General features: G+C 69.3%; 15 protein-coding genes. 4 read left to right on the top strand and 11 right to left on the bottom strand.

Going from position 1 to position 15,263, the window contains the following annotated elements:
- Positions 1-11: 11 nt before the first annotated feature.
- From QZM35_RS28985 to bamE, 3 genes are all read right to left on the bottom strand, one after another.
- The gene (locus tag QZM35_RS28985; RefSeq protein ID WP_089424480.1) at positions 12-680 is read right to left on the bottom strand and encodes a MotA/TolQ/ExbB proton channel family protein; all 669 of its coding nucleotides are present in this window, start codon (positions 678-680) and stop codon (positions 12-14) included.
- 18 nt (positions 681-698) lie between these two features.
- Positions 699-1,496, bottom strand: a complete 798-nt coding sequence (gene dapB / locus QZM35_RS28980) for a 4-hydroxy-tetrahydrodipicolinate reductase (RefSeq protein WP_089424479.1) — start codon at positions 1,494-1,496, stop codon at positions 699-701.
- 65 nt (positions 1,497-1,561) lie between these two features.
- Positions 1,562-2,380, bottom strand: coding sequence for an outer membrane protein assembly factor BamE (bamE, locus tag QZM35_RS28975; protein ID WP_089424478.1), 819 nt, complete (start codon positions 2,378-2,380; stop codon positions 1,562-1,564).
- A gap of 141 nt (positions 2,381-2,521) precedes the next feature.
- On the opposite strand from bamE, the gene fur reads away from it, so the two are divergent.
- Positions 2,522-2,950 (top strand): ferric iron uptake transcriptional regulator, encoded by a 429-nt coding sequence (gene fur, locus QZM35_RS28970; RefSeq protein ID WP_011350926.1) that lies wholly within the window; start codon positions 2,522-2,524, stop codon positions 2,948-2,950.
- A 178-nt stretch (positions 2,951-3,128) separates the two neighbouring features.
- Here fur and QZM35_RS28965 read toward each other — a convergent pair whose 3' ends face one another.
- The 3 genes from QZM35_RS28965 to QZM35_RS28955 form a co-directional block, all read right to left on the bottom strand.
- Positions 3,129-3,647 carry an ureidoglycolate lyase gene (locus QZM35_RS28965; protein ID WP_069247118.1) on the bottom strand — a complete coding sequence of 173 codons (519 nt, stop codon included), beginning with the start codon at positions 3,645-3,647 and terminating at the stop codon, positions 3,129-3,131.
- 14 nt (positions 3,648-3,661) lie between these two features.
- A complete protein-coding gene (gene alc, locus QZM35_RS28960; protein WP_301777325.1) occupies positions 3,662-4,669 on the bottom strand; it encodes an allantoicase in 1,008 nt (335 codons plus the stop codon).
- 104 nt (positions 4,670-4,773) lie between these two features.
- Entirely contained in the window at positions 4,774-6,096 is a 1,323-nt protein-coding gene (locus QZM35_RS28955) for a C4-dicarboxylate transporter DctA (protein WP_046546282.1), read from the bottom strand.
- Positions 6,097-6,308: 212 nt separating this feature from the next.
- Here QZM35_RS28955 and QZM35_RS28950 point away from each other — a divergent pair, with 212 nt between their 5' ends.
- Positions 6,309-7,031: a FadR/GntR family transcriptional regulator gene (locus tag QZM35_RS28950; RefSeq protein WP_089472139.1), complete on the top strand. Its 723-nt coding sequence runs from the start codon at positions 6,309-6,311 to the stop codon at positions 7,029-7,031.
- A 45-nt stretch (positions 7,032-7,076) separates the two neighbouring features.
- Here QZM35_RS28950 and cynR read toward each other — a convergent pair whose 3' ends face one another.
- Entirely contained in the window at positions 7,077-7,967 is an 891-nt protein-coding gene (gene cynR / locus QZM35_RS28945) for a transcriptional regulator CynR (RefSeq protein WP_089425841.1), read from the bottom strand.
- 312 nt (positions 7,968-8,279) lie between these two features.
- Between cynR and QZM35_RS28940 the strand changes: the two genes are divergently transcribed.
- A complete protein-coding gene (locus QZM35_RS28940; protein ID WP_089424475.1) occupies positions 8,280-9,479 on the top strand; it encodes an MFS transporter in 1,200 nt (399 codons plus the stop codon).
- Positions 9,480-9,589: 110 nt separating this feature from the next.
- On the opposite strand, the gene QZM35_RS28935 is transcribed toward QZM35_RS28940, so the two are convergent.
- From QZM35_RS28935 to QZM35_RS28920, 4 genes are all read right to left on the bottom strand, one after another.
- The gene (locus QZM35_RS28935; RefSeq protein ID WP_089424474.1) at positions 9,590-10,648 is read right to left on the bottom strand and encodes an L-idonate 5-dehydrogenase; all 1,059 of its coding nucleotides are present in this window, start codon (positions 10,646-10,648) and stop codon (positions 9,590-9,592) included.
- A gap of 10 nt (positions 10,649-10,658) precedes the next feature.
- Positions 10,659-11,615: a 2-hydroxyacid dehydrogenase gene (locus QZM35_RS28930; protein WP_089424473.1), complete on the bottom strand. Its 957-nt coding sequence runs from the start codon at positions 11,613-11,615 to the stop codon at positions 10,659-10,661.
- 69 nt (positions 11,616-11,684) lie between these two features.
- Positions 11,685-13,133, bottom strand: coding sequence for an MFS transporter (locus QZM35_RS28925; RefSeq protein WP_089424472.1), 1,449 nt, complete (start codon positions 13,131-13,133; stop codon positions 11,685-11,687).
- Positions 13,134-13,289: 156 nt separating this feature from the next.
- Positions 13,290-14,063, bottom strand: coding sequence for an SDR family NAD(P)-dependent oxidoreductase (locus QZM35_RS28920; RefSeq protein WP_301777324.1), 774 nt, complete (start codon positions 14,061-14,063; stop codon positions 13,290-13,292).
- A 151-nt stretch (positions 14,064-14,214) separates the two neighbouring features.
- On the opposite strand from QZM35_RS28920, the gene QZM35_RS28915 reads away from it, so the two are divergent.
- Entirely contained in the window at positions 14,215-15,117 is a 903-nt protein-coding gene (locus QZM35_RS28915) for a LysR substrate-binding domain-containing protein (protein ID WP_089430594.1), read from the top strand.
- Positions 15,118-15,263: the final 146 nt, after the last annotated feature.

Here is a 15,263-nt window from a genome sequence, read left to right as displayed (position 1 = left end):
GAATGGGCGCGTCAGGCTTCCTGCGCGCACACGAACACGTGCAGGTCGCGCGCGAAGCCGTCGAGTTCCTCGGCGAGCTGCCGCACGAGCCGCCCGAGGATGTTGTAGGCCAGCACCGCGGGAATCGCGACGACGAGCCCGAACGCGGTCATGATCAGCGCCTCGCCGACCGGCCCCGCGACGTTCTCGATCTGCGCCTGCCCGCTCGCGGCGATGCTGCCGAGCGCGTGGTAGATGCCCCACACGGTGCCGAGCAGCCCGACGAACGGTGCGGTGCTGCCGATCGACGCGAGCAGCACCTGGCCGAATTCGAGGCGCCGCTGCGAGCGCAGCATCGCGTGCCGCAACGCGCGCAGCACGCGTTCGCCGCGCTCGACGCGCGCGGCCAGGGCAGCCGGGTCGTGGTCGTCAGCCGCATCGCGCGCGGCTTCGGCGAGCGGCACGAACACGCGCTCGCGATCGGCGCCGGCGAGCGCGGCGATGCCCGCGTCGAGCGACGGCGCGCGCCAGAACGCGGCAAGCGCGCGCGGCCCCTGCCGCTTCGCGCGGACCAGGAGCCAGGCTTTCATGAGGAGGAAGCACCAGCTGGCGACGGACATCGCCAGCAGCACATAGGCGACGGCATGCGTGATCGCATCGCCGCTTTCGAGGTAGTGGACAACGCCGGTGGGTATCGCCATCGGAGTTTCCCCGTGGTGTCAGCGCAGGCCGAGCACGTCCTGCATGTCGAACAGGCCGGCGCCGCGCGCCGACAGGAAGTGGACCGCGCGCAGCGCGCCCTGCGCGTACGACACGCGGCTCGACGACTTGTGCGTGATCTCGATGCGCTCGCCGATCCCGGCGAACAGCACGGTGTGATCGCCGACGATGTCGCCGCCGCGCACCGCGGCAAAGCCGATCGACGACGGATCGCGCTCGCCCGTCACGCCGTGGCGGCCGTACACCGCGCAATCGTCGAGCGAGCGCCCGAGCGCGCCGGCGACGGCTTCGCCCATCATCAGCGCGGTGCCCGACGGCGCGTCGACCTTGTGGCGGTGATGCGCCTCGATGATCTCGATGTCGTAGCCATGCGAGAAATGCTTCGCCGCGAATTCGAGCAGCTTCAGCGTGACGTTCACGCCGACGCTCATGTTCGCCGCGAACACGATGCCGATCTTGCCCGCCGCCGCTTGCAACTCGGCCTTCTGCTCGGCGGTGAAGCCGGTCGTGCCGATCACGAGCTTCACGTCGTGGCGCAGCGCGGCCTCGATATGGGCCATCGTGCCTTCCGGACGCGTGAAATCGATCAGGGTGTCGGCCTGCGCGAACACGGCGTCGAGGTCGGCGGTGAGCTTGACCCCGGTTTCCTTGCCGAGGAACGCGCCGGCGTCCTGGCCGAGGAACGGCGAATCGGCGCGGTCGAGCGCGCCGACGAGCTGCGCGTCGGCATCGTTGAGAACGGCTTCGATCAGCATCCGGCCCATTCGGCCCGATGCCCCGGCAATCGCAATCTTCATGGCTTTCTACACGACAGGTATAAAAGCGGGCGGCGCATGCCGCCCTGTTTCCGCACGCCGGCTGCTTACTGGGCCGGCGCGGTGAGCGGCTGGTTCTGCAGGTTGTCCGAGCCTTGCGGGCCGACCGGCGGTGCAGCCTCGTTCGACGCGTTCGGCTGCGGCGGCCGATGGAACTGGAACTGCGGCTGGATCGCCGGCGCGGCGCCCGGCGGCTGGCCGCCCGGCACCGGCGCGCCGGCCGAGGCTTTCGCGGCCGGCGTGAACCGGCGCGAACCCGAACCCTGCCCCGACACCTGGTTGGTCGCGCGGTTCGCCGCGCGGGCGGCCTGCGCGTTCGCATCCTGGTCAACCACCGCAGCGGACGCCGGCACGGTGGACGGGCTGGCGACAGCGTCCGGCGCCGGCGCGCTCGCGGCCGCTTGCGCGGCGCTCGCGGCGGCGGCAGCCTCGGCGGCCTTCTTCGCCGCTGCGGCCGCCTTCGCCTTCTTGCCGCCGCGGTCGCCGTCGATATCGGCCAGCAGGTCGAGTTCCGAAGGCAGGTTGTCCGCCCCCGTCCAGCTCGCCAGGCGATCGCCCGAGAACGTCACGACGAGATCGCGCTGCTGGACGACTGCCGTCGAGCCGCGCTTGAAGTAAAAGAGGTAGTCCCAACGGTCGGCGTGGAACATGTCGGCCAGCAACGGGGTGCCGAGCAACGCGCGCACCTGCTCGCGCGACATGCCGACCTGCAGCTGCGCGGCCTTCTCCTGCGACACGAAGTTGCCTTGCACGACGGTGATCCGGTAGGGGGTGATGCTCTGCGCGATGCGCTGCGTCACGCTGTCGTACGACGAACAACCAGCCAGCGCGGCAACGGCGGCGGCAGCGATGATGACACTCCGCATGCGGCTCCTCTGAAAGTGCGAAAGAGATTCTGGAATCATTTCCCTCACCGTGCAGGCCCGTGTGCAGGCCGCGCGTGTTTCTGGAACGGCGAAAAGCCGGTAACATTGAAGCCCTGCATTGTACTCTAGGGATGCCTAGCCATGACCAATCCGACGGATCTCAAGAATATCGGGCTAAAGGCCACCCTACCGCGCCTCAAGATTCTCGAGATCTTCCAGCAAAGCCCGGTGCGCCACCTGACGGCAGAAGACGTCTACCGGAACCTGCTCAACGAGCAGCTCGACATCGGGCTGGCCACCGTCTATCGCGTGCTGACGCAGTTCGAGCAGGCCGGCCTGCTCACGCGCAGCAACTTCGAATCCGGCAAGGCCGTGTTCGAACTGAACGAAGGCTCGCACCACGATCACCTCGTGTGCCTCGATTGCGGCCGTGTCGAGGAATTCTTCGACGCCGAGATCGAAGGCCGCCAGCAGGCGATCGCGAAGGAGCGCGGCTTCCGGCTCCAGGAGCACTCGCTCGCGATGTACGGTTCGTGCACGACCGAGAACTGCCCGCACCGCAAGCACTGATTCGCGCGCCTCGCGCACGCAGCACGGCCCGGCCGGCATCTTGCCGCCCGGGCCGTGTTCTTTTCGGGATAACGGCGACGCGCCGCCGCGTGGGTCGTGTGCCCCAGGCTTTCGGCAACCCTTCGACACGCCCGCCCGGGCGGCCGTCAGGCAGCCGGAGCCGGGCGTTGCCCTTGCGTCAGGCCGCGCAGGCCGGCTCGAACTCGAGCGCCCACGCACGCTCGAGCGGGATTTCGTCGCAGTTCGGCTGCGGCCCGCCGCGATCGACGATCACGAAATCGCTGACCGCGTCGAGCGCGAGCAGCGGATGGTGCCAGACGCCCTTCGCATAATTCACGCCCTGCCACCCTTCCGCGAGGAACGCGCGCATCGCGTCCGGCCGGAATTCGCCCGCGGGCGCGACGACGATCGCGTAGCGCGACACGGCCGCGAGCGGGATGAATGCCTGGCTGCCGTGCGGATGGCGCTCCATCAGCGTGACCGCGACCGGCAGCGCGCGCGGCTGCGCGCGGAACACGCTGACGAGCGGGCGGCCGCCGTCCGCGCACACGTCGATCGTCGCGAGATCGTGGAAGCGCTCGGTCGTGCCGCCGTTGATCGGAAAATGCCGCGCGCCTTCGAGCGCGATCACGTCGCCGAACGGCGCGAACGCTTCGCGCGTCAGGCGCTCGACGCGCAGGATCCGGGATTCGCTCATGCCGTTGCCCTCCTTCAAGCCGGCTCGCCCCACAGACGCAGGCGCGACACGCCGCCGTCCGGGAAGATGTTGAAACGCACGTGCGTGACGGGGCCGAGCGCGGCAAGCTGGTCGAACGTGTGGACGTGGTTCATCTGCAGCTTCTGCTCGACGAGCAGTTCGGCCCAGAACATCGCCTGCGTGACGAGCGAATCGTCGGTGCCGCCCGCGACCCGCGCGGCCTGCAGCGAGCAGCGGTCGGGGAAATTGCCCTTGAAGAACGCGGTATCGACCTCGACGCGCCGGATGATGCCCGGCCGCGCGAGCGCGACGATCGCCCAGTCGTTGCCGGGCTCGCGGCGCCGCCGCGTTTCCCAGCCGTCGCCCATGTTCACGCCGCGCCCCGGCATCAGCATCTGCGACGCCGGGCCGAAGTGCTGGTTGTTCGCGGCCACCAGGTAGCCGCCGTTCTCGATCGCCGCGAGATCGACGAGCTCGCCGGCCGGCACCTGGCGCCAGTCGCGCTGCGGCTGGCCGTACACGCGCAGCCGCGCGAGGCCGCCGTCCGGGTACAGGTTCACGCGCAGGTGCGTATAGGGCTGCGCATCGTCGACACTCACGTAGTGATGCGAATTGCCCTGCAGCGTCGTCGCCGGGACGATCGGGTGCCATTCGGCGTCATCAGGCGGCGTGTCGCCTTCGGCGACGCACGCGTCGATCGACGCGGCCGGCGGGAAGTTGCCGGTGAAGTGGCTCGTATCGAGGTCGACGCCGTGGATCACGCCCGGCCGCGCGAGCCGCACCACGCAGAAGTCGTGGCCGGTCGTGCGCTTGCGGCGCGTTTCCCAGCCGTCCATCCACTTGCCGTGGTCGTCGTACTTGCCGGGGATGAACACGGCAGGCTCGGGATTCAGCATGCGCTCCTTCGGCGCGAAGAATTCGTCGCTGGCAAAGAGCGCCTGCGCCCCGAGACGCGGGTCGGCGAGGTTCATGTAACGCCGCGTGAAGGCCGGCGCATTCGGATCGAGGATGGGGGCTGCCATGTCGTCTCCTGAGTTTGGATGGCGTGCCGGCGCATCGAGGCGCCGGCCGCATGAATTCGGGTGCGCGGGACGACCAGGGGAAGCCGCCCCGCGCGGGGGTGCGCTCAGAGCGCGTGAGCCTGGTCGCCGGCGACCGGCGCCGCGCGGCCTTCCTCTTCGGCCGGCACGTAGCGCAGCTCGCGATTCAGCACGCGGGTCGCGCGGGCACGATCGATGTCGTTCTCCCACACCGCGACGACCACCGTCGCGACGCAGTTGCCGATCAGGTTGGTCAGCGCGCGGGCGATGCCGACGAACCAGTCGACCGGCAGGATCAGCACGAGGCCGAGCACCGGAATCGCCGGGATCGCCGACAGCGTCGCCGCGAGGATCACGATCGCCGAGCCCGGGATCCCGTGCGCGCCCTTCGACGTGACGAGCGACACGAGCAGCACGACGATCAGGTCATGCGTCGACAGCGGCGTGTTGGTGGCCTGCGCGATGAACAGCACCGCGAGCGTCAGGTAGATCGAGAAGCCGTCGAGGTTGAACGAATAGCCGGTCGGGATCACGAGGCCGACCGTCGAATCCTTCACGCCCATGTATTCGAGCTTGCGCATCACCTGCGGCAGCACCGCGTCCGACGACGCCGTGCCGAGCACGATCGACAGTTCCTCGCGCAGGTAGCGGATCAGCTTGAACACCGAGAAGCCCGCGAGCCGCATCACCGCGCCGAGCACGACCGTGACGAACACGAAGCAGCTCAGGTAGAACACCGCGACCAGGTAGCCGAGCTGCTTGAGCGACGCGACGCCGTACTTGCCGGTCGTGAACGCGATCGCGCCGAGCACGCCGAGCGGCGCGAGCTTGATGATGAAGCCGATGATCCGGAAGAACACGTGCGACAGTTCCTCGATCAGCGAGTTGACGCGCTGCGCCTTGTCGCCGAGCAGCGACAGCGCGGAGCCGAACAGCACCGCGAACACGAGAATCTGCAGGATGTCGCCCTTCGCGAACGCGTCGATCGCGGTCTCGGGGATGATCTTCATCAGGTAGCCGGCCGTGTCCTTCAGGCTTTCGGCGTTCTTCGCGTACGACGCGAGCGACGACGCGTCGAGCGAGCGCAGGTCGATGTTCATCCCGACACCCGGGCGCGTGAGCCACGCGAGCACGAGGCCGATGCCGAGCGCGAGCGTCGTCATGATCTCGAAGTAGATGACGGCCTTCAGGCCGACCCGGCCGACCTTCTTCAGGTCGCCCGCATTGGCCATCCCGCTGACCACCACGCAGAACACGATCGGCCCGATCACCATCTTGATGAGCTTCAGGAAGCCGTCGCCGAGCGGTCGCAGCGACTCGGCGAAATGCGGGAAGAACGCGCCGAGCGCGATCCCTAGAATCAATGCGACGACTACTCGGCCAAACAGCGAATTGAGGAATTTCGACACGGCGCTCTCCCGATCCAACGGTTGCAGTTTCGTCTGTTCATACTGGTAAGACCAGTGATGTTATGGTGGATAGTAGGAAGCCGATATAGTCACGTCAAGGACGGACAAAATAGGGATTTCCCGCCCCTGCCTGCCCTGGTTTCGATGCACCGTGAGGGGCGGATCGTGGCTTTCCCGTAGGCCGGCCATGCACCGCCTGCGTGCGGATTACAATGCCGGTCAGACCGGCCCAAGTTCACATCATGAAAAACGTTCCGCATACCGTGACCGACGCCGCCATCGCGACGATCCGCGACCGGATCGAGGCAGGCGTTTATCCGGTCGGCAGCCTGCTGCCGGCCCAGCGCCAGCTCTCCGAGGAGCTGGAGATCAGCCGCGCGTCGCTGCGCGAGGCGCTGTCGACGCTCGAGGCGCTCGGGATGCTGCGCATCCGCGCCGGCAAGGGCGTGTACGTCGAAAGCGCGCAGGCCACGGCCGCGCATGCATGGCGCTTCGCCGAGCAGTCGTCGCCGCCCGACACGTATCAGATGCGCTATGCGCTCGAAGGGTTCGCCGCGCGGATGGCCGCGCACGTCGTCAGTGACGACGACATCGCGTGGTTCGAGGACAACCTCGCCGACCTGCACGTCGCGCTCACCGAAAACGCGCTCGACGACGCGTCGCAACTCGACTTCGATTTCCACATGCGGATCATCCATCTCGCCGGCAACGCGGCGATCGAATCGGTGCTGCGCAGCAGCGCGGACATCATGAAGGAAAGCCAGCGCATGCCGTTCTACCGGCGCGAGCTGCTGCTGTCGACGTGGCAGGAGCACCGCGCGATCGTCGACGCGCTGATCGCGCGCGATGCGGGCGCCGCCGGCATTGCGATCGAAACGCACATCGCGAACGCCGCGCAGCGCGCGGGCATCTTCTTCCCGACACCCCGCACGTGACGGCCCGGGCGGCCGCCCGTCGCGCGCGCCGCCCGGTCTTGCCGGTCAACCTCCCGACGGATCCCGATACGCGAGCGCACGCTCGATGAACGCACGCGCCGCAACGCTGCGGTACGCGCCCTTGCGCGTGAGCAGCGCGGCCGTGCGCGCGGGCAGCGGCGGATCGATCTCCAGCGCGCACAGGTCGGCGCTCTCGCGCGCGACCGCGTCGGGCAGCACCGTCGCGAGCCGGCCGCACCGCACGAGCTCCAGCACCGCGCTGACCGTATTCGTCTCGATCGCGATCTTCGGCTGCGCGCCGTGTTCGATGAAATACCGGTCGATGCGCTCGCGCGTCGCGAACGCGCGGCTCAGCAGCACCAGTGGCTCGCCGCCGAGCTCGGCCGGCGTCAGCGCGCGACGGCGCCGTGCAAGACGATGCGTGCGGCCCGTCACGAGCGCGAGCGGCTCGTCCCACAGCGGCAGCGCGTCGATGTCCGGCGCACGCGGCGGCATGAACGCGAAGCCCGCGTCGAGCCGGTCGTCGGCGAGCAGCGCCTCGATGCGCGCCTGCGGCATCGCATCGATCGTCAGCGCGACGTTCGGATAGTCGGCATGGAACGCGTCGATCAGCGAGCCGCTCAGGTAGGCCGCGAAGGTCGGCATCATCGCGAGCCGCAGCGACCCGCTGCCGAGATCGGCGACGTCGTGCAGCGCGCGCTGACCCGCATCGAGCTCGTGCAGCGCGGCGCGCGCATGGCGCGCATAGACTTCGCCGAACTCGGTGAGCTGCACCGTGCGGCCCGAGCGGTCGAACAACGGCACGCCGAGCGTGTCCTCGAGCTGGCGCACCTGCTGCGACAGCGTCGGCTGCGACACGTGCAGCGCGTCGGCCGCGCGCGTGAAACTGCGCTGCTCGGCGACGGCCAGGAAATAGCGGATGTGGCGGAGGAGCATGGCGGCCGAGGTATTGGTTTTGCCAATGATGCGCATAACGATCCAGTCTTGGACGCTATGGCTCGATTCCCGCATCATACGCACATCCGTTCCCGTGCATGACCGCTGCCAGCGCACCGGAACGGCTCGCCCGGGCCCGCCCTGCCTCCGCCCGCCGCACGACGAACCGCCGCCCGCCCGATCCGGGCCCGGCCGCGATCCGCCCGGCGCGCATCGGCTCACCGCCGATCCGTCGACGCCGGCCCCGATTTCCGTCACCCCGCGCATCCGACGGCTCCGTGCCGCCGGCCGGCGCCGCTGTTTTTCGCGACCATGGAACCGCATCACGACACCCATCCTCCCCTGACCCGCGCCATGACGCTGCTGTTCGCCTGCGCGTGCGGCATCGTCATCGGCAACATCTATTACGCGCAGCCGCTGCTCGCCGCGATCGCGCGCAGCTTCGGGCGCGCGCCGACCGAGCTCGGCTATCTCGTCACGCTGACCCAGCTCGGCTATGCGGCGAGCCTGCTGCTGATCGTCCCGCTCGGCGACGCAGTCAACCGTCATACGCTGATCGTGCGGCTGCTGATGCTCAACGTCGTCGCGCTGGTCGCGGTCACGTTCAGCACGAACTTCACGATGTTCGTCGTCGCGAACGTCGCGGTCGGCTTCGTCACCTGTTCGACGCAGCTGCTCGTGCCGTTCGCCGCATCGCTTGCCGATGCGCGCTCGCGCGGCCGCGCGGTCGGCACCGTGATGAGCGGGCTGCTGCTCGGCATCCTGCTCGCGCGCGTCGCGGCCGGAGCGATCGCCGACGGGTTCGGCTGGCGTGCGGTGTACGGCATCGCGACGGTGATGGTGGCGGCGCTGACCGTCGTGCTCGCCGTGAAGCTGCCGAAGGATCGCCGCAATGCGCGCCTCGACTATGCGGCGCTGATGAAGTCGCTCGTCGCGCTGGTGCGCGCACAACCGCTGATCGCGCTGCGCTCGACCTACGGCGCGCTCGTGTTCGCGTGCTTCAGCCTGCTGTGGACAGGCCTCACGTTCCTGCTCAGCCAGCCGCCGTACAGCTATTCCGAAGGGCAGATCGGCCTGTTCGGCATCGTCGGCGCAGTCGGTGCGCTCGCGGCGACGTCAGCCGGCCGGCTCGTCGATCGCGGGCACGGCAACGCGGCAACGGGGCTGTTCGCGGCGGCCGTGCTCGCGTCGTTCGCACTGATCGCTGCCGGCGCGCACTCGCTCGCGGCGCTGATCGCAGGCATCCTGCTGCTCGACGTCGGCGTGCAGGGCATGCACATCTCGAACCAGAGCGTGATCTATGCGCTGGCCGGCAACGCGCGCAGCCGCGTGACGACGATCTACCTGACGAGCTACTTCATCGGCGGCGCATTCGGGTCGTTCGCGGCGAGCGTCGCGTACGGCATCGACGGCTGGCGCGGCGTGTGCATCGCGGGCGCGGCGCTTGCCGGCGTGCTGATCGCGCTGTGGCTCGCATCGCAGCGCGTCGGCGTGCGGCAGGTCACGCAGTAATGCAGTAGCGCGTTTTCGCAGCACGACGAAAAAAGGCACGCCGCGCAAATCGCGGGCGTGCCTTCTTTTGACGACGTCGATAGCGTCCGTCGCGCACTAGCGCGTGATCGTCACGCGGCCTCGTCCGCGAAGTCGATCAGCACCTTCATCGCGCGCTGCCGGTCGCCGGCCAGTTCGAACGCGAGGTTCGCGTCGCGCATCGGGAACACGCGCGTGACGGCCGGCCGCAGGTCGACGCGCCCCGCGTTGATCAACTGCACCGCGAGCGCGAATTCCGCATGAAAACGGAACGACCCGCAGATCGACAGCTCCTTCGCGACCACGACGTTCTGCGGCAGGCTGACATCGCCGCCGAGCCCGAGCTGCACGACGACCCCACGTGGACGCATCACGTCCAGCCCGTCACGCAGCGCGCGTGCATTGCCCGAACACTCGATCATCACGTCGAACGTGCCCTTGTCGGCGCCGTAGCGCTCGACCCAGCCGGCATCGACCACCGCATTGATCGTGCGGTCGGCGCCGAGCGCGCTCGCCACGGCCAGCGGCGCCTCGACGACGTCGGTCGCGACGATCTCCGCCGCGCCGTGCACGCGCGCCGCCGCCACCGCCAGCACGCCGATCGGCCCGCAGCCCGACACCAGCACGCGCTTGCCGATCAGCGGGCCCGCGCGCGACACCGCATGCAGCCCGACCGCGAACGGTTCGGCGAGCGCCGCGAGCGACAGCGGCACGTGATCGGCGACCTTCACGCACTGCACCGCGTCGCACACGAGCGCATTGCGGAACGCGCCCTGCACGTGCGGCATCCGCATCGCGCTGCCGTAGAAGCGCATGTCGAGACACTGGTTCGGCAGCCCTTCGAGGCAATAGCGGCACGCGCCGCACGGCCGGCTCGGATTGACCGCGACGCGATCGCCGACCTTCACCGACGTCACGTCCGGCGCGACTTCCGCGACCGTGCCGGCCACCTCGTGGCCAAGCACCATCGGCTGCTGCAGCCGAATCGCGCCGAAGCCGCCGTGCCGGAAATAATGGAGATCGGAGCCGCAGATGCCGCCCATCGCGACATCGACGCGCACCTGGCCCGGGCCGATCTCGCCCGCGTCCTGCTCTTCGACCCGCAGGTCGTTCGGCCCGTGGATCACGACACACATGCAACGCATACGCATGACAGCCTCCTCAGACGACCGGCGTGACCAGCGGCTCGCCGGCGAAGTGCGCGGCAAGGTTGTCGCGCACGAGCCAGCCCATCGCCTGGCGCGTCTCGATCGTGCCGCTCGCATGGTGCGGCTGCAGCAGCACGTTCGGCAACGCGAGGAAACGCGGGTCGATGCGCGGCTCGTTCCAGAACACGTCGAGCGCCGCGCCGGCGATCGCGTTGCGCTCGAGCGCGTCGAGCAGCGCCGGTTCGTCGACGGTCGTGCCGCGCGACACGTTCACCAGATAGCCGTGCGGCCCGAGCGCTTCGAGCACGGCCGCATCGACGAGGTGGCGCGTCGTCGGTCCGCCCGCGAGCGTGACGATCAGCAGGTCGCACCAGCCGGCCAGCTCGGCGAGGTCGCCGAAGAAGCGGTGCGGACTGTCCGCGCGCGGCGCGACGTCGAAGTAGCCGAGCTCGACGTCGAAGCCCGACAGCCGGCGCGCAATCGTCGTGCCGATCCGGCCGAAGCCGACCACGCCGACGCGCTTGCCATACAGCCGCGTGACGAGCGGCATGTCGCCGTCGCGCCACGCGCCGGAACGCACATACGCGTCGCCCGCGCCGATGCGGCGCATCATCGCGAGCGCGAGCCCGACGCCGAGATCGGCCACGTCGCCGGTCAGCACGTCGGGCGTGTTGGTCACGCGAATGCCGCGCTCACGCGCGGCGGCGAGATCGATCGCATCGGTGCCGACGCCGTAGCAGGAGATGATCTCGAGCTTCGGCAACGCGGCGATCAGTGCGGCATTCGCACCGAGATCGCCGCGCGTCGCGATCGCGCGCACGCCGGCGCCGTGTTCGGCGAGGAACGCCGTGCGATCGGCGGCCTCCCACAGCCGGTGGACGTCATAGCCTGCCGACAGCCATGCGTCGTCCCACGGCTGGTAAGGGCCCGTCATCAGCAGTGCGGGCCGCTGGGTCGATTCGTGCGCCATCTGCGCTTGCTCCTGTCGAGATAAGTGGAATGCGAAAGCGAGCCGGGCCGCGTCAGCCGCCCGGCCCGTTCATGCGTGCCGCGCGAGCGGATCGGCGTCCGGTGCCGGCGCCGCCTGCGCCGCGTCGAGCGGATCGTCGAGATCGCGGTTCAAGGTTTCCGGCATCCGCGACGTCGTGAACAGCGTGATCAGCGTCAGCAGCGCCAGGTACGCGGCGATCGGCACCCACGCGCGCACGCCGGCCGCATGGTCGCCGCCGTGCAGCGCGATCACGGTCGCGATGATCGTCGCGCCGACGAGCGGCGCGATCCCGCCCGCGAGCACCGCCGACACTTCACGCGAGAACGACACGCCCATGTAGCGATGGCGCGCGCCGAACAGTTCGGGCAGCAGCGCGGCCTGCGCGCCGAGCATCCCCCAGTTCGCGAAGCCCTGCGCGACCGAGATCGCGATCACGCTCGCGACCACGTTGCCGTGGCTGAAGATCCACCACACCGGGAATGCGAGCGCGAGCTGCAGCCACGCGAACGTGCGATACACGCGCACGCGGCCGAAACGGTCGCTCAGCCAGCCGGCCAGCGGCACCGTGCATGCGCCGACGGTCGCCGCGCACACCAGCGCGAGCGCACCGATCGGCCCCTTCATCCCGATCACGCCGGCGAGATAGCTGACCGCGAGCGCCTGGTAGATCGACGAGCCGCCGTTCTCGGCCACCCGCAGGCCGATGCCGATCAGCAGCGAGCGCTTCGAATGCTGCACGGCGCTCTTCAGCGGATTCGCCAGGACCTGCGCACGCTTCTCGAGCCGCACGAAGGTCGGCGACTCGTGCAGCCGCACACGCATGTAGATCCCGACTGCGACGATCACCGCGCTGAACAGGAACGGCACGCGCCAGCCCCAGCCGTCGGTCACGCGGTCGAGGTTCGCGAGCAGCAGGAAATAGACGGCCGCCGCCAGCACCGTGCCGAGCTGGATGCCGAGAAACGGCAGCGACGCATAGAAGCCGCGCTTGCCCGGCGGCGCATACTCGGTCATCAGCACCGCGGCGCCGGCCTGCTCCGCGCCCGCACCGAGGCCCTGCAGGATGCGCAGCAGGATCAGCAGCGCGGGCGCCCAGTAACCGGCCGTCGCGAAAGTCGGCAGCACGCCGATCAGCGTGCTCGCGACACCCATCAGCAGCACCGTCGCGGTCAGCACGAACTTGCGGCCGATCCGGTCGCCGAGCACACCGAACACGACGCCGCCGAGCGGGCGCACCGCGAAGCCGACGAAGTAGGTGCCGAAGCTCGCGATCAGCCGCATCTCGGCGGTCTGCGCGGGGAAGAACAGCGGCCCGAACACGAGGGCCGATGCGAGCGTGTACAACGCGAAATCGTAGTATTCGAGCGCGCTGCCGAGCGAGCAGGTCCATGCCGCGCGGTTGAGCTGCTTCGTGTCGACGCCGCGGCGCTCGACGGTCTCGCCCGGCGCAGCGGACCCTGCATCGTGCCGCGCGGGCGGCGGGGAAATGCGATCCATCGTTGTCTCCTGTCTCCTGCCTTCCGTTCCGGAACCCGGCCGCGTATCGCGCGGCCGGACATCGGCCCGCTCGTGCGGCGGGCTCTTCTGGGAATTCGGATGCCGGCGCAGCCGGCGCAACGGCACGCCGCGGGCGCGCCGCGGGCGCGCCGCCGCTCAGACGGCGCTGGTCAAGCCGCCGTCGACGAACAGCGTCTGGCCGTTCACGAAATCGGATGCGGCCGACGCGAGGAAGATCGCCGCGCCGCACAGCTCGTCGACGCGCCCCCAGCGGCCGGCCGGCGTGCGCTTGCACAGCCAGTCCGAGAACGCCGCGTCGTCGACCAGCGCGCGGTTGAGTTCGGTTTCGAAATAGCCGGGCGCGAGGCCGTTCGCCTGGATGCCGTGGCGCGCCCAGTCGGCGCACATCCCCTTCGTCAGCATCCGCACCGCGCCCTTGGTCGCCGCGTACGGCGCGATCGTCGGCCGTGCGAGCTCGCTCTGCACCGAGCAGATGTTGATGATCTTGCCGCGGCCGCGCGCGATCATGTGCCGCGCGACCGCCTGCGCGACATTGAACACGCCGTCGAGGTTCACGCGCATCAGCGCATGCCAGTCGTCGGGTTCGAACGCGTCGAGCGGTGCGCGGCGCTGGATGCCCGCGTTGTTCACGAGGATGTCGATCGCGCCGACGCGCGCCTCGAAATCGTCGATCGCCGCGCGCACCTGCGCGTGCTCGGCGACGTCGAATACCGCGTAGTCGGCCGTGAAGCCTTCCTCGCGCAGATGCCGCACGAGCGCTGCGGCCTTCTCCTCATTGCGATCGTTGATGACGATCGCCGCCCCCGCTTCGGCCAGCCCGCGGGCGAGCGTCAGCCCGATTCCGCGTCCGGAACCGGTAATCAGTGCGCGGCGGCCGTCGAGGCGGAACCGTTCAAGCGCGTCGGTCATGCGTGTCTCCTCGTGCCAGTCGAGCCGGCGGCCCATCGCAGCCGGTCTCGCGTTGACGATATCTTCGGCTGCCGGCCGGGCGCCGCGCCAATGGTCTTTTTTGATCCGGTTATCATGAAACTTGATCACCGCCCTCGCCTGCCCGCCGCCCATGGAACTCAAGCAATTGCGCGCCTTCGTCACGCTCGCGGAAGAGCTGCATTTCGGGCGCGCCGCGCAGCGCCTGTTCATCGTGCAGCCCGCGCTGAGCATGCAGATCAAGGCGCTCGAGGAAGAACTCGGCGCGCGCCTGTTCGAGCGCGACCGGCACAAGGTCGAACTGAGCGATACGGGGCGCGTGTTCCTGCCCGAGGCGCGCGCCACGCTGCAGCAGGCCGCGCGCGCGGAACAGATGGCGCGGCTGTCGAGCCGCGGCGAGATCGGCACGCTGCGGATCGCGTTCGTGTCGTCGGTGCTGCCCGCGCTGCTGCCGGCCGTGCTGCGCACGATGCGCGAGCGCTATCCGCTGATCACGCTCGAACTGAAGGACCTGCCGACCCCCGACCAGATCGCCGCGCTGCGCGACCGGCGGATCGATTTCGGGATGATCCGGCTGCCGGCCGCGTATGCGGGCATCGACACGCGCGTGGTGCTGGAGGAAGGTTTCGTCGTCGCGCTGCCGCTCGACCATCCGCTCGCCGCGCACGATGCGATCGCGCCGGCCGCGCTGCGCGGCCAGCCCGCGTTCGTGCTCGCGCGCCGCTACGCGCCGGGCTTTCACGACGACATGCTGCTCGCGCTGAGCCGCGCGGGCACGACGCTCGAGATCGCGCAGGAGTTCGGGGAATTCACGACGATGCTCGCGCTCGTCGCGGCGGGGATGGGGATCGGGCTGATTCCGGCGGAGGCCGCCAGCGCGTTGCCGCCGAACGTGCTCGCGCGGCCGCTCGACCTGGCCGGGCATCGCACCGGCATCGGCCTTGCGTGGACCGACCTCGACAGCCCGCTGAAGCGCGCGTTCGTCGCGGCGCTCGAGCAGGTGACGGCAATATCGAGCCATAGCGGCGGGCAATAAAAAAGCCCGGCCGGAAAACTGAACTGCACCCCAAAAGTTGGACATCGATCCAACCTTTGGGGTGTTTTTCATGAGCAAGTACACGGAGCAGTTCAAGGTATCCATTGCAGAGGAGTACGAGTCCGGCCACGCTGGGTTCCGTGAGA

The sequence above is a fragment of the Burkholderia sp. AU45274 genome (genome assembly GCF_030482505.1).
Lineage (GTDB): Bacteria > Pseudomonadota > Gammaproteobacteria > Burkholderiales > Burkholderiaceae > Burkholderia.
Note: the sequence above shows the minus strand (reverse complement) of the source record. Positions and strands in the feature narration are given on the sequence as shown.